The organism is Ostreiculturibacter nitratireducens (assembly GCF_032670585.1).
In the GTDB taxonomy this organism is placed as follows: Bacteria; Pseudomonadota; Alphaproteobacteria; order Rhodobacterales; family Rhodobacteraceae; genus Ostreiculturibacter; species Ostreiculturibacter nitratireducens.
The window spans coordinates 393,178-411,503 of the sequence record NZ_JAVQHL010000001.1 but is presented as its reverse complement, the minus strand read 5'-3'; the positions used below and the strand labels follow the sequence as shown (position 1 = coordinate 411,503).

Genomic DNA, 18,326 nt, shown 5'->3' with positions numbered 1-18,326 from the left:
TTCACTCTTCCGTCCGCTCGAAGGCGATACCCTGTTCGGCGTGATGGGCCAGCGTGAAGCCGATCGGCGTGTGGCTTTCCTCGGCGAGGTGTGCGAGCAGGCTCGCGGTGCGGGCGAGGATCGGGATCGCCTTGAGGACGGATGCCGGAAAGTCGAGGTCGAGAAGAACGGCCGGGATCGCGAAGCTGACGTTCATCGGAAGGGGCTTCGGCCAGATTTCGTTCACGGCGGCTTCGGTCTCACGGGCGAGCCCAACGAAGGGCCCCGCGGCACCTTTCTCGACAGCGAGTTCAAGGATCCGCTGAGCGCGCGGATCGACGGGCTTGTGCAGGGGATGACCGAACCCCGGCAGGCGGCGCCCCGCATCCCGGTATTCCGTCACGATGTCCGCAACTGTAATCCCCTCGGCATCGATCCTTGCGCGGGCGTCTTTCAGGAACGCGCCCGCGATCTCGGTCGTCCCGAGGATCACCTTGCCGCAGCCAAGAAGCCCCGCGGCCACGGCCCCCTGAAGGAAGTCCGGATCGGCGGCATAGGTCATCCGTGCGACCTGGTTCGTCGGCACGAGCCCGTGTTCCGCAATCGAGACGAGCAGCAGGTCGAGGAAGAAGCGCTGGGTCTCCGTGGGCTCACGTCCGGTGGTCAGCAGGAAGAAATATTCAGTGAAGCCGAGGCGCCCCATCAGGTCCGAGGTGAGGTCGCGGCCGCGCACCTCGATCCTGTCCGCATCAGCCGTCGATATTGACGTGACCGCACGGCCCTTCTTGCCGATCTGCATGTTCGGTCCTCCTCTGCCCCAAGATCAGACTGTAGGACGATTTCACGGTAATCAATGGCTCGGTCGGTCGGAGCCGCGCGGTTTCGGAACGCGTCCCGCACGGCGGTTGAGGACATCCTCGATAGTCCGCCGATGGCGCGACGTGTCGTGTCGCGAAGGCCGCGGCGTCCACAAAGCCGAAAGAGCGCCGTCAATCACCCGTCAGAGGATGGTGCTCCCGGTGCTTCGCGTCCCGTCGTGAACTATGACAGCTAACACATTGATTAATAAGGGATGGCGGGGTGTTCTCGTGGCCGGGAAGCCTTGTCTCCAGGCTCGGGATCAGTCTGCGGCAGCGGCGGTTTCATGCGGATGCTGCATAGCGGCATTGACCAAGTCATGCATTGTGCAGGTGCAGCATTTGCTTATCTTGGGGTCAAAGGCGCAATCAGGCGCCAGAGCAGAAAGACTGAGAGGCAAGACATGGCCTATGTGAACAGCGCAGCCCCGGCAGCCGCCGGTGTCCGTTACCAGATCCAAAACCTTCTTGAGGCGCTTTCCGTGCGTCGGAGGCAATACGCGGTCTACCGCACGACCCGCGCGGAACTCGAGGCGATGACCGATCGCGATCTGTCGGATATCGGGCTGTCCCGGTATGACATCGAGGCGGTCGCCCGCGAGGCAGCTTACGGCAAGTAAGCACTTTTTCATCGGGACCCAATTCCTCCCGGCGGGTCCTGAGAATAGCGGCGGTTTCCTGACTGGAAGCCGCCGCTTTCTTATTTCGGCCTGCCATCCTTCGACCCTTCCGGCCGAACAGGCTCAGGCCACACCGTGATGCCGGGTCCGAAGACCAGCGGTCAAAGATCGAGGCCGAGGTCCAGCACGGGCGCCGAATGGGTCAGCGCGCCAACCGAGATGTAGTCCACGCCCGTAGCGGCGACTTCCGCGATGCGGGGCAGGGCCATGTTCCCCGACGCCTCGAGGATCATGCGTCCGGCGGCAAGGTCTACGGCCTTTGCCATGTCTGCGGTAGACATGTTGTCGAGAAGGACGACATCGGCGCCGCCGATCTCCAGCACCTCGGCGAGCTGTTCCAGGGTGTCCACCTCGATCTCGAGCCGCATCATGTGCGACCGCGCCGATTTCGCTGCCTCGAGCACGGGACGGATGCCGCCCGCCGCGGCGATGTGGTTGTCCTTGATCATGATCGCATCGGAAAGGCCGTAGCGGTGGTTCGCCCCGCCGCCGTGCCGGACGGCTTCCTTCTCGACCGCCCGTAGGCCCGGTGTCGTCTTGCGTGTGCAGGTGATCCTGGCCTCGGTGCCGCGCGTCTCGGCCACGAAGGCGGAGGTCAGCGTGGCGATGCCGCAGAGCCGGCCCGCGAAGTTCAGGGCCACGCGCTCGGCCATGAGAATCGACGCGGCGTTCCCGGAGATGCGCATGAGGACGTCGCCGGCATCGAAGGCCGTGCCGTCCTGCACAAGCGTCTCGACGTCGAGCGACGGATCGACGATGCGGAAGGCCGTGGCGGCGACGCGCATGCCGGACGCGGTTCCCGCCCTTCTGGCCGCGATGCGCGCGTCGTAGGTCAGTCCCGCCGGAATGACCGCGCGACAGGTGGCGTCACCCATCGGACCCAGATCTTCGACCAGAGCGGCGCGGACCAGGGGCTCAAGCAGGAGTTCGGGCAGCATGGGTTGTCTCTTTCCGGCGCAGGGCGAGCGCGTCCCTGAGCGTCAGGCGTGAACGGTGTGCTTGCTTCGGGTCCGCCTCGGGATAGTCCGAACGGTAATGCCCGCCCCGGCTTTCCTGTCGCATCAGGGCGGCCGCGGCGATGAGTGTCGCCGTCGCGAGCATGTTGGAGAGGTTTTCGGAAGGTTCCGACTCGGCCTCGATCCGCGCGATCTCGGCGAGCGCCTTGCTCAGGCCGTCGCCGTCGCGTACGACGCCGACGTGATCGGTCATCACGCGTCGCAGCCGCGCGACCGCTGCGGGGTCAACCGCCTGGCCGCCCTCGGGGAAATCGAGCTGCACGGCCGGCTCGTCCGTTGCAGGGCCGAGCGTGGACGCGATGTCGTCCGCCGCGAGGCGCGCGAAGACCAGCGCTTCAAGAAGACCGTTCGACGCGAGCCGGTTCGCGCCATGAAGCCCCGTCGAGGCCGCCTCGCCACAGGCCCATAGTCCCGGAAGAGACGAACGCCCGTGAATATCCGTTTCGACGCCGCCCATATGGTAATGCGCGGCCGCAGCGACCGGGATCGGCTCCTTCACCGGGTCGATGCCCGCACGGGCGCAGGCTTCGGCCACGGCCGGGAACCGCTTGACGACTTCGGCACCAAGGGCCGCCCGCGTGTCGAGCATTGGCCGGCGGCCGACCTGCGTTTCGGCGAAGATGGCGCGGGCGACGATGTCGCGCGGCGCGAGTTCGGCATCGGGATGGATGGGCAGCATGAACCGCTCGCCGGCCGCGTTGACCAAGGTCGCGCCTTCGCCCCTGAGCGCCTCTGTCGCGAGCGGGGCAGGATCCTCGCCACTGGCGATGGCGGTGGGGTGGAACTGCACGAACTCCGCGTCGGCGATCACTGCGCCGGCCCTCGCGGCCATGCCTATTCCCTGACCGCGAATGCGGGGCGGGTTCGTCGTGACGGCGTAGAGCCCGCCCGAGCCGCCGCCGGCCAGAAGCACGGCGGGACCGGACAGAAGCACGCGACCGGAGGGGCGCTCGGCCCGCTCCACCCAGACGCCGGTGATGCGGCCGTTCTCTACCGCGAGGCCGGAGGCAATGACGCCCTCGGCGACCTGGATCGTCTCCTCGTGGCGCACGGTCTCGACCAGAGCCTGCATGATCTCGCGGCCTGCCTGATCGCCCATCACTCGGACGACACGCGGGAAGGAATGCGCCGCCTCGCGTGACAGGACGTATCTGCCCTCGCTATCGCGGTCGAAGGGCGTGCCCATGCGGGTCAGATCGACGATATGTTCGCGCGCGAGCTGCGTGACGAGGTCCGCAACCTCCGGATCGACGGTGCCGGCGCCGGCGCGGATCGTGTCCCTGGCATGGGCTTGCGGCGTGTCTCCGGCTGCCATCGCGGCTGCAACGCCGCCCTGCGCCCAGGCCGACGATGCACCTGAGCCGAGCCTTTCGGGAGAGATGACCAGAACCGGGCGTGGCGCAAGGCGGAGCGCCGCTGAAAGCGCCCCGAGGCCCGCGCCGATTATGATGACGCGCCCGGTGCGGATGGTCACGCCGCGACTTTCTGCGAGAGATTGATCATCCTCTCCACGGCGATGCGCGCGCGTGCCGCGATCGCGGGGTCGACCTCGATCGGCGTGGTCATCGTGTGCAGCGACCAGAGCACCTTCTCCAGCGTGATCATCTTCATGTAGGGGCACATGTTGCAGGGCCCGACGAATTCCACCTCGGGCAGCTCGTCCGCGATGTTCGACGCCATGGAGCATTCCGTCAGCAGCATCGCCTTGGACGGCCGCTTATCCTGCACGTAGTCGATGATCCCCGAGGTGGACCCCGAGAAGTCGGCTTCGGCCACCACGTCCGGCGGGCATTCGGGATGCGCGATGATCATGGTGTCCGGCTGGAAGTTGCGGAAGTCCTTGATGTCCTGGGCGGTGAATTGTTCATGCACGATGCAGGAGCCCGCCCACCAGACGATGCGCTTGTTCGGCACTTGCCTGGCGACGTTCTGCGCGAGGTACTGGTCCGGCGTCATGATGACGGTGTCGCTGTCGAGCGCGGCGACGATCCGTGCCGCGTTGGCCGAGGTGCAGCAGATGTCTGATGCGGCCTTAACCTCGGCAGTCGTGTTGACGTAGCTCACGACCGGGGCGCCGGGGTAGCGCGCGCGCATCTCCTCGATCCCGGCCGGTGTGATGGATTCGGCCAGCGAACAGCCAGCTTCCATGTCCGGCATGAGTACCGTCTTTGACGGGTTCAGGATCTTCGAGGTTTCGGCCATGAAGTGGACGCCGCATTGCACGATCACGTCCGCGTCGACCTTGGTGGCCTCGATGGCCAGCTGGAGGCTGTCGCCCACGACGTCGGCCACGCCATGATAGATATCCGGCGTCATGTAATTATGCGCAAGGATGACGGCGTTGCGTTCCTTCTTCATGCGCTGGATGGCCAGGACGTAGGGCGCATGGCGCGCCCAGTCGGCCAGCGGCACGACGCGGTCCATCGTCGAGTAGATGTCGCGCGTCGCCTCGGCCGCCTCCATGGAGGGGCTCAGATCATAGTTTGCGGCCAGGGTGGCGCGCATTTCCTTAAGATCGACCACGGCAGTGCAATTCCCTTCACGTGTCGGCCGAACCCATTGATCAGATCAGGAGAAGAGTCCAGCCAATCATTACAGTTATGTAAAAGATGGGGTGCGTCGTCCAACATGCAATGCCGACCTGGATGCTCTTCCTGCGACCTCGGCAGGCAAGGAACGGATGAAACCGCCGCAGAAGCGCCGTGTTGATGCGAGCGCCAGTACGGGCACCGTGGGCCCGGATTCGCGCAGTCGGCGCCCCTTTTGGCCGGACGAGGCGTTGCCCAAGCGCTGCATTCCTGCTTTTCCTATTCGGCAAGGGCGCAAGACGCCTCGAATGGAGCATCGAATGAGCAAGCTGATCTACATCCTGAACGGCCCGAACCTCAATCTTCTGGGCCAGCGCCAGCCGGAAATCTACGGCTACGACACGCTTGCCGATGTCGAGAGGAACTGCGCCGCGGTCGCGGCCGAGAAGGGCTTCGAGGTCAAGCTCTTCCAGTCCAACCACGAGGGCGTCGTCATCGACACGATCCACGAGGCCCGTCAGACGGCCTGCGGGATCGTTATCAACCCGGGCGCCTTCACGCATACTTCTGTCGCGATCCTGGACGCGCTCAACGCCTTCGAGGGGCCGGTCATCGAGTGCCACATCTCGAACGTGCACAAGCGCGAAGCCTTCCGCCACCATTCCTACATCTCTCTGCGCGCGGATGGTGTGATGGCCGGGTTCGGCGTCGAGGGTTACGAACTCGCGGTGCGGCGCATCTGTTCAATCGTCTCGGCGAAGAAATGAGCGACGTTCGCTTCGCGGTCGCAGGCGCGGGCCTGATCGGCAAGCGCCACGTGGAGGCCATAGGCCAGGCACGCGGTGCGACCGTTTCGGCGATCGTCGATCCTGCGCCCTCGGCCGCGAACTACGCGGCCGGACTGGGCCTTCCGTATTTCCAATCGCTCGAGGAGGCGTTCGCCGCGCGTGTCTGCGACGGCGTGTTCCTCGCGACGCCGAACCAGGTCCATGTGTCGGGCGGGTTGGCTTGCATCGAGGCGGGGATTCCGGTGCTCGTGGAAAAGCCGCTCGATGTCGACGTCGCGGCCGCGCGCCGACTGGTGGAGGCGGGCGAAGCCGCAGGTGTGCCGATCCTGACCGGACACCACCGGCGCCACAATCCACTTATCGCGGCGGCGAAATCGATCATCGCGTCAGGAGAGATCGGTTCCCCGGTTTCCGTCCACGCGATGTTCTGGTTGATGAAGCCGGACGACTATTTCGAGGTCGAATGGCGCCGCCAGCCCGGCGCGGGTCCCGTACTGGTGAACCTGATCCACGACCTCGACCTGATGCGCCATCTGGTAGGCGAGGTCACTGCCGTTCTGGCGATGCAGTCGAACAAGGTGCGTGGTAACCCGGTCGAAGAAACCTGCGCCATCGCCTTCGAATTCGAAGGCGGGGCGCTTGGCACCGCGAACGTGTCCGACACGATCGTAGCGCCCTGGTCCTGGGAGCTGACCACGGGTGAGAACCCTGCCTATCCGATGACGGGGGAGGCCTGCTACATGATTGGCGGCACCCACGGCGCGATCGACCTGCCATCGGGCCGGGTCTGGTCGAATCCCGGCAAACGGTCCTGGTGGGAGCCGATCCAGGCCCGGATCGCCCCGCGCGAGGCTGGTGATCCCCTCGTCCGTCAGGCCGAGCAGTTCGTCCGCGTCATCCGCGACGGCGAGGCGCCCCTGGTGTCAGGGCGCGAGGGGCTGCGCACACTGGAGCTGATCGACGCGATCAAGCGCGCCGCCGCAAGCGGCCAGCGGACCGAACTCTGACGAGACTTCTGCCCGGAGCGCAAAAGTAACACTGCGGCAAGGTGTTACAGGCCCGGTCGGCAGCGAGGCCCGGCGTTGACACTTCGGTCCGGGCGACCGAGGGTGTGGCGTCAAGTTCCGGCGCGCGATGCTATCTGTCTTCCTGCTGATACTTCCGATCTACATCCTCATCGCCGCGGGCTTCGCGTCGGTGAAGCTGAAATATCTCGGGGCGGAGGAGATGCGGGGACTTGGCCGCATCGTGCTTCGGCTGTTCATGCCCGCGATGATGTTCCTCGCGATCGCGTCCAACCCCATCTCGGAAACGCTGCGCTGGGATTTCATAATCGGTTACGCCGCCGCATCGCTCGCGACCTATGCCGCGAGTTTCGGGGTGGCGCGGCTGGCCGGACAGCCCTTCGGCGCGGCCGCTCTCGAGGCGATGGGGTCCGCCTGTTCGAATTCGGCCTTCCTCGGCCTGCCGATCGCCACCCTCGTCGTCGGCCCGACGGTTGCGCTGCAGTGTTTCGCCCTGGCCGTTCTGGTAGAGAACCTCCTCGTCATCCCGATCGCCGTTGGGCTTTGCGAGGCCGGGCAGGGCGCCGGGCGTGTGCCGGTCGCCCGGATCCTTAGCGGCGTGGCGAAGAGCCCGCTTCTCGCGGCGGCGGTGGCCGGACTTGGCTGGGCCGTCTCCGGCCTCACGCTTCCGGGCCCCGTCGATCAGGTGTTGCGAATGATGGCCCCTGTCGCGGCCCCGGTCGCGCTTCTGACCATCGGCGCCACCGTCGCCCAGCTTTCGCTCAGGTCCGTCGGCTTCGGGGTTCTGCGCGTGGTGCCCGGAAAGCTCATCCTGCATCCCCTTGCCGTGCTGGCGGCCTTCACGCTGATCGGCACACTGCCGCACGACCTGATGATCGCTGGCGTCGTAACAGCGTCGGTTCCGATGATGACGATCTACACTCTCTTCGGCCAGCGCTTTGGGCGCGAGGGGATGACGGCGACGGCGCAGATCCTGGCAACGGCGGTGTCCTTCTTCACGGTCTCGTTGATCCTGAGCCTCTTGAGATGAAACGCGTCTGTTGCGGCCGTCAGGGAGGTGGCGGTGCGCCCGACCGCTCCTCGGGGCCGGATCGACCTAGCCCGATCCGGTGATGCGTTCGGCGCGTTCGGCCGCTTCCATCCTCACGCGCAGTTCCGCACCCGTAGCCTCGATATGCGCCCGCAAGAGGGCCTTGGCGCGGGCGGTCTCGCGGGACGAGGCGCTCTCGGCGATGGCGCGGTGCTCGCTCTCGACAGAGCGCTGCGAGTCGGGATTGGACGAGAGGAGAAATAGCCTCCGGTAGCGGTCCTGGAGTCTCCTGAGGGTCGTGCAGATCTGCAGAAGGCGAGGCTGCCTGCAGCCGCTGATGAGCGCCACGTGAAAGGCGCTGTGCGCCTCTTCCCATGCCTCCATCGTGGCACGCCTCGTGGGATCGCGTTCGGTTCGGTTCAGCCGGTAGAGCGTCCCCATCACCTCGCTTTCCCACTCCAGATCACCCCCCGCGATGGCATCCTCCAGTGCCATCGTCTCGAGTTCCCCCCGCAGATGCGTGATCTCTGCGAGATCGGCGATCGACACGGGCGTAACGGCATACCCGCGCTGATCCTCGAAACTCACGAGACCTTCCGCGACCAGTCGGGACACCGCCTCCCTGAGCGGGCTGACGGAAACCGCCGTCTCCTCACGGAGGCGCTCCAGATTGATCTTCTGGCCCGGCGGAAGTTCGCCGCGGAGAATCCTTGCGCGCAGATCATCGGCGATGCGCGACGTGAGGGTCTCTTTTCTGGCCTTGGAGGGGGGCGGTGTATCCGACATGAACTTCCCGGGGTCCTGATCGTCGGATGTTAGTCAATGATCAATTTCCAGACAACGATCGGAGGAAAAATTGATTTTCACGCGCGATTTCTGGCAAAAGGATCTCCGGCCGCCGATATTGCCGAAAGCGGAGGATGAAGAAGGAAGCCTCGTGACGCGCTCACTTGCCCAGACCACCTATGACCTCATGCGCTCCGACGTGATCTTCGGTCGGCTCGCTCCGTCCGCGCGGCTGCGGCTGGAGGATTTGCGCCAGCAATATGGCGTCTCGATTCCGACGCTTCGGGAAGTCCTGAACAGGTTGGCGGCGGATGGCTTCGTCGTGGCCGAGGAGCAGCGCGGATTCTCCGTCGCGCCGATATCTGCCGAGAACCTGAAGGAACTCGCGAGCCTCCGGATGCTGATCGAGATGGATGCGCTGGCCCGGTCCCTCCGTGCGGGCGACGTGGCCTGGGAAAGCCACGTCGTCGCGGTCCACCACAAGCTTGCGCGCACCGAGGCACGGATGATGGCGGGCGACACATCCGTTCTCGACCAATGGAAGCGCTACGACAGCGAGTTTCACAACGCTCTGATCCGGGCCTGCGGTTCGGACGAACTTCTCGCCGTGCATTCCCAGGTCTTCGACAAGTACCTGCGTTACCAGATGCTTTATCTGACCTTTCGGGGCGCGATTTCGGGTGAAGAGCACCGCGGGATGATGGAGGCGGCGCTTGAGCGGGACGTGCCGACGGCCCAGGCCATTCTTGAACGTCACATCAGTGCGGGTGTGATCCACGCGCTGTCCGCGCACGAGGATCGCAACGGAAGCTGAGGGCTTCCTTCAACAGCCCTCGCGGAGTCGCGTCACGGACGGTGCGTGATGATCTCCCGCACCCAGTCCTTGTCGGTGACGCTGAGCCCGGTGAAGATTTCGAAGGCATCGATGCCCTGGTGGAAATACAGCTCGTATCCCCCGAGGAAGGACGCGCCCATCGCCTCGATCTCTGCCCGGAACCGGGTGTGCGTCGGCGTGTAGACTGCATCGAACCCCCAGCGGGGGCTGCCCTTGCAGCCTTCCGGCAGCGGCGAACCCGGCCGGCCAACCATGCCGAGCGGCGTGCAGTTCACGACACCGTCGAACCCGTGGATGTCGGCCAGCATGTCTGCCGAGCCGGATGTGACGGCGACCGGCGCATGGCCCTGCACCGCCGCGGCGAGTGACTCGATCTTGGCCGCGTCCATGTCGTAGAGCACGACTTCCGACGCTCCGAGATCGGCCAGGCCGAATGCCACCGCCCGCCCCACGCCACCCGTGCCGAGGACAAGCACGCGCCCCGGGGTAACGTCGCCGAACCGGTTCCGGTAAGCCGAGACAAAGCCGGAATGGTCGGTGTTGAACGCAAGCGGGCCGTCTTCCGTGAATTTCACCGTGTTCGACGACCCCATGGCCGCGACGACCGGATTGCCGGCCGGGACGAGCGTGACGACCTCTTCCTTGTGAGGGTAGGTGACGTTCACGCCGTCGAAACCGGCGCTCTCGCATTGCTTCAGAAGCTCCGCGAAGGTCAGTCCCCGCTCCGCCGGGATGATGAGGTCATAGGTGACGTTCCGCCCGACCGACAGGCCGCAGACGAGATGCAGGACGGGCGACCGGGTGGCCGTGATGTTGCCGCCGATGAGACCGAGCCGGAAGGTCTTTTCGTGGGAACCGCTCATCCCCCGTACCCCGCGAATCTTGGAAGGAACAGGACGATTTCGGGAATGAAGATCATCAGGAGCAGCGCACAGACGAGGATCGCGAGGAAGCCCCATATCTCCCGGATGATGTCGCGCAGAGGTATTCCCGTCACCGCGTTGATGACGAAGAGAAGAATCCCGTAGGGCGGGGTGATGAGCCCGATCATGCAGTTCACCACGGCGACGACGCCGAAATGCACGAGATCGATCCCGAGGTTCCGGCAGGTCGGAAGGAACAGCGGGATGATGACGAGGATGATCGTCGTGGCATCGAGGAAACAGCCGAGCACCAACAGCAGGACGTTCACGCCAAGCATGAAGACGATCGGGGAGACGTTGAGCTCTCCAAGGTAGCCCGCCAGCAGGTTCGGGATGTTTTCGGACGCGACGATGTAGTTGAGGATCAGCGCCCCTCCGATCACGAGCCCGACCGCGGCCGAGGACCGCGCGGATTCGATGAAGATCGAGAATAGGCCGCGAAGCGACAGCGCCCTGTAGAAGAGGGAGGAAAGCAGGAGCGCGTAGAATGCCGCGACGGCGGCGGCCTCGGTCGGCGTGGTGACGCCGCCGTAAATCCCGTAGAGCAGTATCGCGGGCATCAGCAGTGCGGGGAAGGCATCGGCCGTCTTTCGCGGCAACTGTCGCAGCGGCACGGGCGCCTCGATCCCGAAGCCGCGCTTGTGCGAGATGTAGGTGTTCATGCCCATCAGCACGGCCCCGATCAGAAGGCCGGGCAGGATGCCGCCAAGGAACAAAGCGCCGATCGAGGCGTTCGACACGAGCGCGTAGAGCACCATGGGAATGGAGGGCGGGATGATCGGTCCGATCGTGGCCGAGGCGGCAGTGATGGCGGCGGCATAGCCCGGGGTGAACCGGTTGTCCTTCCGCATCATGTCGATGATGATCTTGCCGATACCGGCGGCGTCCGCCACTGCGGAACCCGACATGCCCGAAAAGATCAGCGATGCCATGATGTTGACATGGCCGAGGCCGCCCTTGAACCGGCCCACGGTGGCGACGCAGAAATTCAGGAGCCGGTCCGAGATCGTGCCGGCATTCATGATGTTCGCGGCCACGATGAACAGAGGGACCGCGAGAAGGAGAAAGCTCTGGTAGATGCCGTCGAGAAGGTTCTTGCCGACGATCCCGATGCTTTGACCGGCCGCACCCACGTAGATCATCGAGGCGACGAGGATGGCGTAGGCGACCGGAACCCCGATGCCCGCGAGGAAGAAAAGGGAGCCGACGCAGAGAAGAAGTTCCACGCTCATTCGTCGGTGATCCCGACGTGGTGATGGCCTTCCTCTGCAATGCCGTTTCGAAGCACGTCCACGACGCGCCAGAGGTACCGCAGCGCCACGACGGCGAGGAACAGGAAGTAGACCGAGTAGATGGGCAGCATCTTCACCGGGAGCGTCGCGGAAGACTTGATCCGCAGGATGCGCATCTTTTCCCAGGTCGGGACGATGGACATCAGCAGCGCGACCGCGATGGCCAGGGCGCCGATCACGGCGAGCCACTTGCGCACGCCGGGCCGGAGCCAGAGATAGAGGACGTCGAAGGTGACGTGGTCACGATCGCGGACGATGAAGGCATTGCCCCAGAACACGATCCACAGCCACATGACGAGGCAGAATTCGAGCGTCCAGCCGAAGGCGCTCGCGTCGATGACATGGCCGAGACGCGCGTCGAACCATTCGGAGCCGACAATGTAGCGGACGGTGATCTGGAGGATGAAGGTAGCGAACATGGCGGCCATCATCATGGCCGCCACGCTTTCGGTAACGCGGGAGAAGATCCGTTGGATACGTCCCATGCAGCTCCCCTCGCGCGGGGCCCGGCTCAGTTGCCGAGCGCGTTGACCTGTTCGAGCACGCCTTCCGGCCAGTCCTTGGCGAAGTCGGAGGCGAGGTATTCGGCCTGAACGTGCTCGCGGAACGCGGCGACGTCGGGTTCATAGATTTCCAGACCCTGCTCCTTGAGGAAGCTGACCAGTTCCTCTTCCTTGGCGAGCTGGTTGGCGCGGCCGTAGTCGGCGGCCTCCCAGGCGGCGGCCTGAAGGGTTTCCTGCTGCTCAGGCGTCATGCTGTCGAAGGCGGCCTTGGAAAGCGCGATGAAGTTCCAGTCGACGAGGTGCGAGGTCAGGACGATCTGGCTGGTGACTTCGTAGAACTTGGAGTCGACCACGGTCGGGATCGGGTTGTCCTGGCCGTCCACGGCGCCGGTCTGCAGCGCAGTGTAGACCTCGGTGAAGGCCATCGGCGTCGGGTTCGCGCCGAGCGCCTTGCCGAGGAACTGCCATGCATCCGTGCCCGGCATCCGCAGGTTCACGCCCGCGAGGTCGGCCGGGGTCATCACGGTGCGCTCCGACTTCGGCATTCGGAGGTTCACCTGACGGCGGCCCAGATACATCGGGGCGAGCAATTTGACGCCGAGTTCTTCCTCGACCTTCTGCTTGAAGGGATCCATGAGCGGGTCGTTGAACACGCGGACCTGGTGGTCGGCGTCCTGAAGCACGTAGCCGGCGGTGAAGATCGACCATTCGGGGAAGAACGTGGCGAGTTCCTGTGCCGAGGTGATCGACATTTCGAGGTCGCCCGAGGCGATCGCCTCAAGCTCGGTGCCCTGCTGGAAGAGGGTGCCGTTCCAGTGCGGCTCGAACTCGGCGAATTCGGCGATCGCCGGGCCGAACTTCTCGACGAGCGCGATGGCGCGCTGGTCGGTTTCGGTGTTCACCGACGACAGGCGCAGCTTGATCTTGTCCTGCGCCAGCGCGGCGCCGGTGGACAGCGCGAGCGTCAGCGTGGCCGTCGCCGCGAGAATCGCACGGCGCGTAAGGGTCGTTTTCATGAAGGTACCTCCCTGGATCTCGGTAACAGCGTCCCCCTGCGGGGACCTGCGGGCAAACTGCCGGATTCGCGTTATTCTGTCCAGCAAATGTCTGACATGACACGGTTTCATCGCTTGGATGACAGAATAGAAAATAGATGCCAGATAATCGATTATTAGAGGCCGCGATGAAAGGAGGTCCAAGACACTGCGAATGGCACAGGCACCGGGCCGTCGCGGCAAGGCGAAGCTTGCTTCGGTCTTCATCAGGCGGGATAGTCGGCCGACATCGACTGTTGCGCCTGAGGTTACGACCGGAAGGCAAGAACGCATCAATGAAGGAATGACATGACGCGCCCTGACCTGATCGCCGTGGGAAGCTATTTCGACTGGGATATCGAGCGGATGGAGGCCGAATACACGCTGCATAGCGTGAAAACGCCGGACGAGATCGGAGGTCTTCCGGAAGGCGTCCGTTCGGCGGCTCGGGCGCTGGCCTTCAAGGGGCACACACCGGTCAACGGTGCGCACATGGACTTCCTGCCGAACCTCGGGATCATCGCGAACTACGGCGTGGGCTTCGACGCGATCGACATCGCGGCCGCCACGGAACGCGGCATCAAGGTCACCAACACGCCCGATGTCCTGAACGACGACGTGGCCGACCTTGCCGTGGCAATGATCCTCGCGCAGTCGCGGCGCATCGTTCAGGGATCGGAGTGGGTCCGGTCGGGCAACTGGGCCGGGAAGGGGGACTTCGCGCTGAACCGCAAGGTGAGCGGCGCAAAGGCCGGCATCGTTGGGCTGGGCCGGATCGGGCGCGAGATCGCGGACCGCCTTGCCGCGTTCAAGATGGAAATCCACTACCACTCGCGCGGCGAGAAGGAGACGCCCGGCTGGACCTTCCACGCCGATCCGGTCTCGCTCGCGAAAGCGGTCGACTACCTCGTCGTGGCGCTCGTCGGGGGCAAGGAGACGCAGAACTACGTCTCGGCCGAGGTGATAAGGGCACTCGGGCCGAACGGCGTCGTCGTGAACATCTCGCGCGGCACGACGATCGACGAGGCCGCGCTGCTTGACGCGCTCGAAAAGGGCGAGATCGCCGGCGCGGGGCTCGACGTGTTCCTGAACGAGCCGGACATCGATCCCCGCTTCCTCGCGCTCGACAACGTCGTGCTTCAACCACACCAGGGCTCGGGAACCGTGGCCACGCGCAAGGCGATGGGGCAGCTCCAGTGCAACAACATCGCGGCCTTCCTCGCAGGGCGCGACCTGCTGACGCCGGTCAACTGAAGGGGCCTAGCCTCGCGGGAGGTCGTCCTCGAAGTAGTAGCGGATGTTGTCCTCGAAGCTCTCATCGGCCTCGAGCCCCAGAGCAAGCGCCTTCTTCGGCTCGAACGCATAGCGCCAGCCGGAGACGATGCGCAGGATGTCGGGCTGTTCCTCCCAGCGGATGAGCTTGGCGGGTGCAGGGCCTGCCACGGCCGTCATGGCGTCGATCATCTGACCGATCGTCCATGTCCGGCCCGGCATGACCATGCAGCGGTTCTGGCCGAGCGCCTCGGCTTCCAGTTCCGCGCCGCGGATCAGGTTTTCCACGCAGCGCCGCGGCGAGAGGTAGTAATGCGGGAAATCGCGGCCCACCGGGCAGACCGCTTCCTGCCCGTTCAGCGGCTCGCGCAGGATCGAGGACATGAAGGACGAAGCCGCCCTGTTGGGCTTACCCGGCCGGACCGAGATCGTGGGCAGGCGGAAGCCGCGCCCGTCGACCAGTCCGCGGCGCGAATAGTCGTTGAGCAGCAGCTCCCCGATGGCCTTCTGCGCACCGTAGGAGGTCTGCGGGTTCAGGAAGCTGTGATCCGTGATGGGGTCGGGAACCTCGCCGCCGTAGACAGCGATGGAGGAAGTGAATACCAGAACCGGCTTCGTGCCAAGCGACCTGCAACGTTCCAGGACATTCAGAACGCCAAGCATGTTGGTGTTGAGGCCCGCATCGAGATCCTCCTCGGCATGGGCCGACACGACGGCCGCGAGGAGGTAGATCACGTCCGTATCCGCGTCGATCAGCGCATCGACCGAAGCCCGGTCGGCAATGTCGCAGCGACGCTTCTCGACGGGGAAGGGGGCGTCGACGGGGGCCGGGTCCACAAGGTCCGCAAGAACGAGGCTGGAGATGACGTCGCCACGCAAGCGGCCGCGCGCGGCGAGCGCCTTGGCGAGCTTCTGGCCGATGAGGCCGCCGCCTCCGATGATCAGGACTTTCATTCAACCTCTCCCGTTTCGGTGGGCGCGCGCATCACTTGCCCCAGTTCAGGACAATCGGATCCAGCGGCCGCAGGAGTTCGAGAAGCATCGCCCTCGTTTCGGGATGCAGCGGCGGGATCGGGTGGCGGCAGAAATCGGACTTGATGACGCCGCCCTCGACCATCGCCGCCTTGGCCGCGCGGAACCCGCATTGGCGGTTTTCGTGGTTGACCGCCGGGAGGACGCGCCCGTAGCCCTCGATCGCGGCATGGCGCTTTCCGGCCAGGAAATCTCGCACGATCGGGCCGATGAGGTCCGGGATCATGGCCGAGGTCATGGTCCCCGTGGCGCCGGCATCCAGATCGGCGAGAAGGGTGATCGCCTCTTCGCCGTCGAAGGGGCCCTCGACCGCGTCCCCGCCCTCCGCGATCAGCGACCGCAGCTTCGCGGCGGCCTGCGGGCACTCGATCTTGAAGAGCTTCAGCATCTCGATCTCGCGCGCCATCTTCACCAGAAGCGCCACCGGCAGGTCCACGCCGGAAAGGGGCGCGTCCTGGAGCATGATCGGGATGCCGACCTCGCCGACGCGGGCGAACTGCTCGAATGTCTGGTCGGCCGTGCCCTTGAGAAGCGCGCCATGATAGGGCGGCATCATCATCACGATGTCGGCGCCCAGATCGTGGGCCTGTCTTGCGCGTTCGACGACGATCGGCGTTGCGAAATGGCTGATCGTCACGATCACCGGCACGCGTCCCGCGACGTGGTTGAGGCAAAGCTTCGTCAGCGTGTCGCGTTCGGCGTCGGATATGAGGAACTGTTCCGAGAAGTTGGCGAGGATGCAGATCCCGTCGACGCCCTGGTCGATCATGCAGTCGAGCACGCGCTTCATGCCCTCGGTGTCGAGGCTCCCGTCTTCCTGGAACGGAGTTGGAGCAACCGGCCAGATGCCGGAATAGGGTTTCTCGGTCATGTTGTCCTCGCTGCAGAAATGATGGCCAGGGCCACGACGCCGAGCATGGCGATCGCCATGGCGTAGTTGATCCTGCGATGTGTCCTTGCCGGAAGGTTCAGGCGGTGGAGGGTGACCCCCGCCCAGAGCCACCCGAGGTGAATGGGGATCCAGATCGCGTTCAGGATCACGAGCTTGGTCAGCGTCTCGACCGCGAGGCTCGCCGGATAGAAGGCGAAGCCGGAAAAAAGCGCAGTGTTCACAGCGTAGGCCTTCGGGTTTATCGCCTGAAGAAGAACGCCCGCGCCGATGCCCGGTGCCGCCTTGGCCTCGATGAAGGCGATCCGCGATCCCGCGAAGGCGATCCGCGCCGCGAGGTAGAGAAGGTAGGCAATGGAGGCGACCATCAGCACGGTGCGCACCGCCGGCATCCCGAGGACCACCGCCGCGAGCCCGGAGATCACCGCCAGCGAGACCATGTTCGTGCCGATGAAAAGCCCCGCAACGTAACGCAGGCCGAACCGGAACCCGTAGGCCGCACCGACTCCCGCGGTGGAGAGGACACCCGGCCCGGGCGTAATGATCAGAAGAATGACTGCCGCCGCGAAGGTCAGCAAGGGACGCCCGCCCGGTTTTCGAATGGCCGTTCCCCGCGGCCGCAAGTCGCCTTCATGCAGTCATCCTCCCCGGCGGTGGCGCAGTCTCTGCCCGCGGCCGACAGCCAGCTTGCATTGGTCTGAAAATGGCATACCATTTTCGCAAGCATCAAGGCTCTCCTGCCACTGCGTGTCAACCGTCGGCCTCCGGATAGGGGGCAACGGGCTCGCGCACGGAAGGATCGTGCGGCCGTATCCGGCCGCTCGCGGTTGAGCCGGGCGGCAGGAAAGACTTCCAATCACGGCGCGCGGGCGGCTTTCACGCGCTCCGGCCAAAGGAACAGGGGGGAACCATGACGAATAGCGCAGGGCAACCGGTAATCGGCTTCATTGGCGTGGGATACATGGGCCACGGCATGGCCTCGAACATCCTCAAGGGCGGCTACACGCTCTACATCAAAGGTCACCGCAATCGCGTGCCGGTAGATGACCTCGTCTCGAAGGGGGCGAAGGAATCCGCCAGCCCGAAGGCAATGGCCGAGGCTTGCGACATCATCCACGTCTGCCTTTCGAACAGCCCTCAGGTCGAGGCGGTGATACGCGGCGAGGAAGGGATCCTCGCGTCGGGCAAGAAGGGGCTGATCGTCATCGACTCCACCACCGCCGACCCGACATCGACGGAGGCCCTGGCCGCGGAGATGGCGGCGGCCGGCATGACGCTGGTCGACGCGCCCCTTGGCCGGACACCCAAGGAGGCGGAGGCGGGCACGCTCGACGCGATGGTGGGCGCGACGCCGGAAATCTTCGACCGGATCAGGCCGGTCATCGAATGCTGGGCCTCGAACATCAACCATGTCGGCCCGGTCGGGAGTGCCCACAAGATGAAGCTCCTGATGAACTTCATCGCCATGGGATATGGTGCGCTTTACTCGGAGGCCGTCACGCTTGGCGCGAAGGTCGGCGTGTCGCCGCAGGTGGTGCGCAACGTGATAGGGTCGAGCCGTCTCAACAACGGCTTCTTCGAGACGTTCATGAAATACACGGTCGACCGTGACCGGGACGTGCACAAGTTCTCCATCACCAACGCTTCGAAGGACGTCCGTTACGTCGCGAACATGGCGAGTGCGGCGGGCGTCGTGAACATCATGGGCGCATCCATCAAGCACTATTACACCCACGTGGAAGCCATCGGAAAAGGCGAGGACTACTTGCCGATGCTTGGCGATCACGTCGCGGCGCTGAACGGGATCGACATGGCGGAGGCGGTCAAGAAGGGCGCGAAGTAGCGTTTCCCCGCACG

The 18,326-nt window shown here is 64.9% G+C and carries 19 protein-coding genes; 7 read left to right on the top strand and 12 right to left on the bottom strand.

All coding sequences use genetic code 11. The features are described from left to right. Position 1: 1 nt before the first annotated feature. Positions 2–778: a citryl-CoA lyase gene (locus tag ABCN56_RS01925; RefSeq protein ID WP_343079078.1), complete on the bottom strand. Its 777-nt coding sequence runs from the start codon at positions 776–778 to the stop codon at positions 2–4. 462 nt (positions 779–1,240) lie between these two features. Between ABCN56_RS01925 and ABCN56_RS01920 the strand changes: the two genes are divergently transcribed. After that, the gene (locus ABCN56_RS01920) at positions 1,241–1,456 is read left to right on the top strand and encodes a DUF1127 domain-containing protein (RefSeq protein ID WP_343079077.1); all 216 of its coding nucleotides are present in this window, start codon (positions 1,241–1,243) and stop codon (positions 1,454–1,456) included. Positions 1,457–1,617: 161 nt separating this feature from the next. Here the strand turns inward: ABCN56_RS01920 and nadC are convergent, their stop codons facing one another. The 3 genes from nadC to nadA are packed head-to-tail and all read right to left on the bottom strand — an operon-like array spanning position 1,618 to position 5,037. Further along, positions 1,618–2,454 carry a carboxylating nicotinate-nucleotide diphosphorylase gene (nadC, locus tag ABCN56_RS01915; RefSeq protein ID WP_343079076.1) on the bottom strand — a complete coding sequence of 279 codons (837 nt, stop codon included), beginning with the start codon at positions 2,452–2,454 and terminating at the stop codon, positions 1,618–1,620. After that, positions 2,432–4,000: an L-aspartate oxidase gene (locus ABCN56_RS01910; RefSeq protein WP_343080099.1), complete on the bottom strand. Its 1,569-nt coding sequence runs from the start codon at positions 3,998–4,000 to the stop codon at positions 2,432–2,434. Before ABCN56_RS01910 ends, nadC begins: the two co-directional genes overlap by 23 nt. A 2-nt stretch (positions 4,001–4,002) precedes the next feature. Continuing rightward, on the bottom strand, positions 4,003–5,037 hold the full coding sequence (nadA, locus tag ABCN56_RS01905; RefSeq protein WP_425466061.1) for a quinolinate synthase NadA: 1,035 nt from the start codon (positions 5,035–5,037) through the stop codon (positions 4,003–4,005). A gap of 343 nt (positions 5,038–5,380) precedes the next feature. Here nadA and aroQ point away from each other — a divergent pair, with 343 nt between their 5' ends. From aroQ to ABCN56_RS01890, 3 genes are all read left to right on the top strand, one after another. Beyond that, positions 5,381–5,827 (top strand): type II 3-dehydroquinate dehydratase, encoded by a 447-nt coding sequence (gene aroQ, locus ABCN56_RS01900; protein ID WP_343079074.1) that lies wholly within the window; start codon positions 5,381–5,383, stop codon positions 5,825–5,827. Continuing rightward, positions 5,824–6,855: a Gfo/Idh/MocA family protein gene (locus tag ABCN56_RS01895; protein ID WP_343079073.1), complete on the top strand. Its 1,032-nt coding sequence runs from the start codon at positions 5,824–5,826 to the stop codon at positions 6,853–6,855. Before aroQ ends, ABCN56_RS01895 begins: the two co-directional genes overlap by 4 nt. A gap of 127 nt (positions 6,856–6,982) precedes the next feature. Further along, positions 6,983–7,903 (top strand): AEC family transporter, encoded by a 921-nt coding sequence (locus tag ABCN56_RS01890; RefSeq protein ID WP_343079072.1) that lies wholly within the window; start codon positions 6,983–6,985, stop codon positions 7,901–7,903. 66 nt (positions 7,904–7,969) lie between these two features. Here the strand turns inward: ABCN56_RS01890 and ABCN56_RS01885 are convergent, their stop codons facing one another. Beyond that, positions 7,970–8,689: a GntR family transcriptional regulator gene (locus tag ABCN56_RS01885; RefSeq protein ID WP_343079071.1), complete on the bottom strand. Its 720-nt coding sequence runs from the start codon at positions 8,687–8,689 to the stop codon at positions 7,970–7,972. Between the two features lie 151 nt (positions 8,690–8,840). Here ABCN56_RS01885 and ABCN56_RS01880 point away from each other — a divergent pair, with 151 nt between their 5' ends. After that, the gene (locus ABCN56_RS01880) at positions 8,841–9,503 is read left to right on the top strand and encodes a GntR family transcriptional regulator (RefSeq protein WP_343079070.1); all 663 of its coding nucleotides are present in this window, start codon (positions 8,841–8,843) and stop codon (positions 9,501–9,503) included. Between the two features lie 32 nt (positions 9,504–9,535). Here ABCN56_RS01880 and ABCN56_RS01875 read toward each other — a convergent pair whose 3' ends face one another. From ABCN56_RS01875 to ABCN56_RS01860, 4 genes are read right to left on the bottom strand one after another with little or no spacing between them, the layout of a single operon-like run. Then, on the bottom strand, positions 9,536–10,387 hold the full coding sequence (locus ABCN56_RS01875; RefSeq protein ID WP_343079069.1) for a shikimate dehydrogenase family protein: 852 nt from the start codon (positions 10,385–10,387) through the stop codon (positions 9,536–9,538). After that, positions 10,384–11,679, bottom strand: a complete 1,296-nt coding sequence (locus tag ABCN56_RS01870; protein ID WP_343079068.1) for a TRAP transporter large permease — start codon at positions 11,677–11,679, stop codon at positions 10,384–10,386. Before ABCN56_RS01870 ends, ABCN56_RS01875 begins: the two co-directional genes overlap by 4 nt. Beyond that, entirely contained in the window at positions 11,676–12,224 is a 549-nt protein-coding gene (locus ABCN56_RS01865; RefSeq protein WP_343079067.1) for a TRAP transporter small permease, read from the bottom strand. Before ABCN56_RS01865 ends, ABCN56_RS01870 begins: the two co-directional genes overlap by 4 nt. 26 nt (positions 12,225–12,250) lie before the next feature. Beyond that, positions 12,251–13,258, bottom strand: coding sequence for a sialic acid TRAP transporter substrate-binding protein SiaP (locus ABCN56_RS01860; protein WP_343079066.1), 1,008 nt, complete (start codon positions 13,256–13,258; stop codon positions 12,251–12,253). 327 nt (positions 13,259–13,585) lie between these two features. Between ABCN56_RS01860 and ABCN56_RS01855 the strand changes: the two genes are divergently transcribed. Continuing rightward, positions 13,586–14,530, top strand: coding sequence for a 2-hydroxyacid dehydrogenase (locus ABCN56_RS01855; RefSeq protein WP_343079065.1), 945 nt, complete (start codon positions 13,586–13,588; stop codon positions 14,528–14,530). Positions 14,531–14,536: 6 nt separating this feature from the next. Here ABCN56_RS01855 and denD read toward each other — a convergent pair whose 3' ends face one another. From denD to ABCN56_RS01840, 3 genes are read right to left on the bottom strand one after another with little or no spacing between them, the layout of a single operon-like run. After that, on the bottom strand, positions 14,537–15,502 hold the full coding sequence (gene denD / locus ABCN56_RS01850) for a D-erythronate dehydrogenase (protein WP_343079064.1): 966 nt from the start codon (positions 15,500–15,502) through the stop codon (positions 14,537–14,539). A gap of 31 nt (positions 15,503–15,533) precedes the next feature. Next, a complete protein-coding gene (locus ABCN56_RS01845) occupies positions 15,534–16,451 on the bottom strand; it encodes a dihydrodipicolinate synthase family protein (RefSeq protein ID WP_343079063.1) in 918 nt (305 codons plus the stop codon). Further along, positions 16,448–17,047, bottom strand: a complete 600-nt coding sequence (locus tag ABCN56_RS01840; protein ID WP_343079062.1) for a LysE family translocator — start codon at positions 17,045–17,047, stop codon at positions 16,448–16,450. The genes ABCN56_RS01845 and ABCN56_RS01840 overlap by 4 nt, the downstream gene beginning before the upstream one ends. Before the next feature lie 332 nt (positions 17,048–17,379). On the opposite strand from ABCN56_RS01840, the gene ABCN56_RS01835 reads away from it, so the two are divergent. Next, entirely contained in the window at positions 17,380–18,312 is a 933-nt protein-coding gene (locus ABCN56_RS01835; protein WP_343079061.1) for an NAD(P)-dependent oxidoreductase, read from the top strand. Positions 18,313–18,326 lie beyond the last annotated feature (14 nt).

Excerpts from the sequence above, each read along its gene's own strand:
- ABCN56_RS01925 (WP_343079078.1), bottom strand. The coding sequence starts at position 778 with ATGCAGATCGGCAAGAAGGGCCGTGCGGTCACGTCAATATCGACGGCT.
- ABCN56_RS01920 (WP_343079077.1), top strand. The coding sequence starts at position 1,241 with ATGGCCTATGTGAACAGCGCAGCCCCGGCAGCCGCCGGTGTCCGTTAC.
- nadC (WP_343079076.1), bottom strand. The coding sequence starts at position 2,454 with ATGCTGCCCGAACTCCTGCTTGAGCCCCTGGTCCGCGCCGCTCTGGTC.
- nadA (WP_425466061.1), bottom strand. The coding sequence starts at position 5,037 with ATGCGCGCCACCCTGGCCGCAAACTATGATCTGAGCCCCTCCATGGAG.
- aroQ (WP_343079074.1), top strand. The coding sequence starts at position 5,381 with ATGAGCAAGCTGATCTACATCCTGAACGGCCCGAACCTCAATCTTCTG.
- ABCN56_RS01895 (WP_343079073.1), top strand. The coding sequence starts at position 5,824 with ATGAGCGACGTTCGCTTCGCGGTCGCAGGCGCGGGCCTGATCGGCAAG.
- ABCN56_RS01890 (WP_343079072.1), top strand. The coding sequence starts at position 6,983 with ATGCTATCTGTCTTCCTGCTGATACTTCCGATCTACATCCTCATCGCC.
- ABCN56_RS01885 (WP_343079071.1), bottom strand. The coding sequence starts at position 8,689 with ATGTCGGATACACCGCCCCCCTCCAAGGCCAGAAAAGAGACCCTCACG.
- ABCN56_RS01875 (WP_343079069.1), bottom strand. The coding sequence starts at position 10,387 with ATGAGCGGTTCCCACGAAAAGACCTTCCGGCTCGGTCTCATCGGCGGC.
- ABCN56_RS01870 (WP_343079068.1), bottom strand. The coding sequence starts at position 11,679 with ATGAGCGTGGAACTTCTTCTCTGCGTCGGCTCCCTTTTCTTCCTCGCG.
- ABCN56_RS01865 (WP_343079067.1), bottom strand. The coding sequence starts at position 12,224 with ATGGGACGTATCCAACGGATCTTCTCCCGCGTTACCGAAAGCGTGGCG.
- ABCN56_RS01860 (WP_343079066.1), bottom strand. The coding sequence starts at position 13,258 with ATGAAAACGACCCTTACGCGCCGTGCGATTCTCGCGGCGACGGCCACG.
- ABCN56_RS01855 (WP_343079065.1), top strand. The coding sequence starts at position 13,586 with ATGACGCGCCCTGACCTGATCGCCGTGGGAAGCTATTTCGACTGGGAT.
- denD (WP_343079064.1), bottom strand. The coding sequence starts at position 15,502 with ATGAAAGTCCTGATCATCGGAGGCGGCGGCCTCATCGGCCAGAAGCTC.
- ABCN56_RS01845 (WP_343079063.1), bottom strand. The coding sequence starts at position 16,451 with ATGACCGAGAAACCCTATTCCGGCATCTGGCCGGTTGCTCCAACTCCG.
- ABCN56_RS01835 (WP_343079061.1), top strand. The coding sequence starts at position 17,380 with ATGACGAATAGCGCAGGGCAACCGGTAATCGGCTTCATTGGCGTGGGA.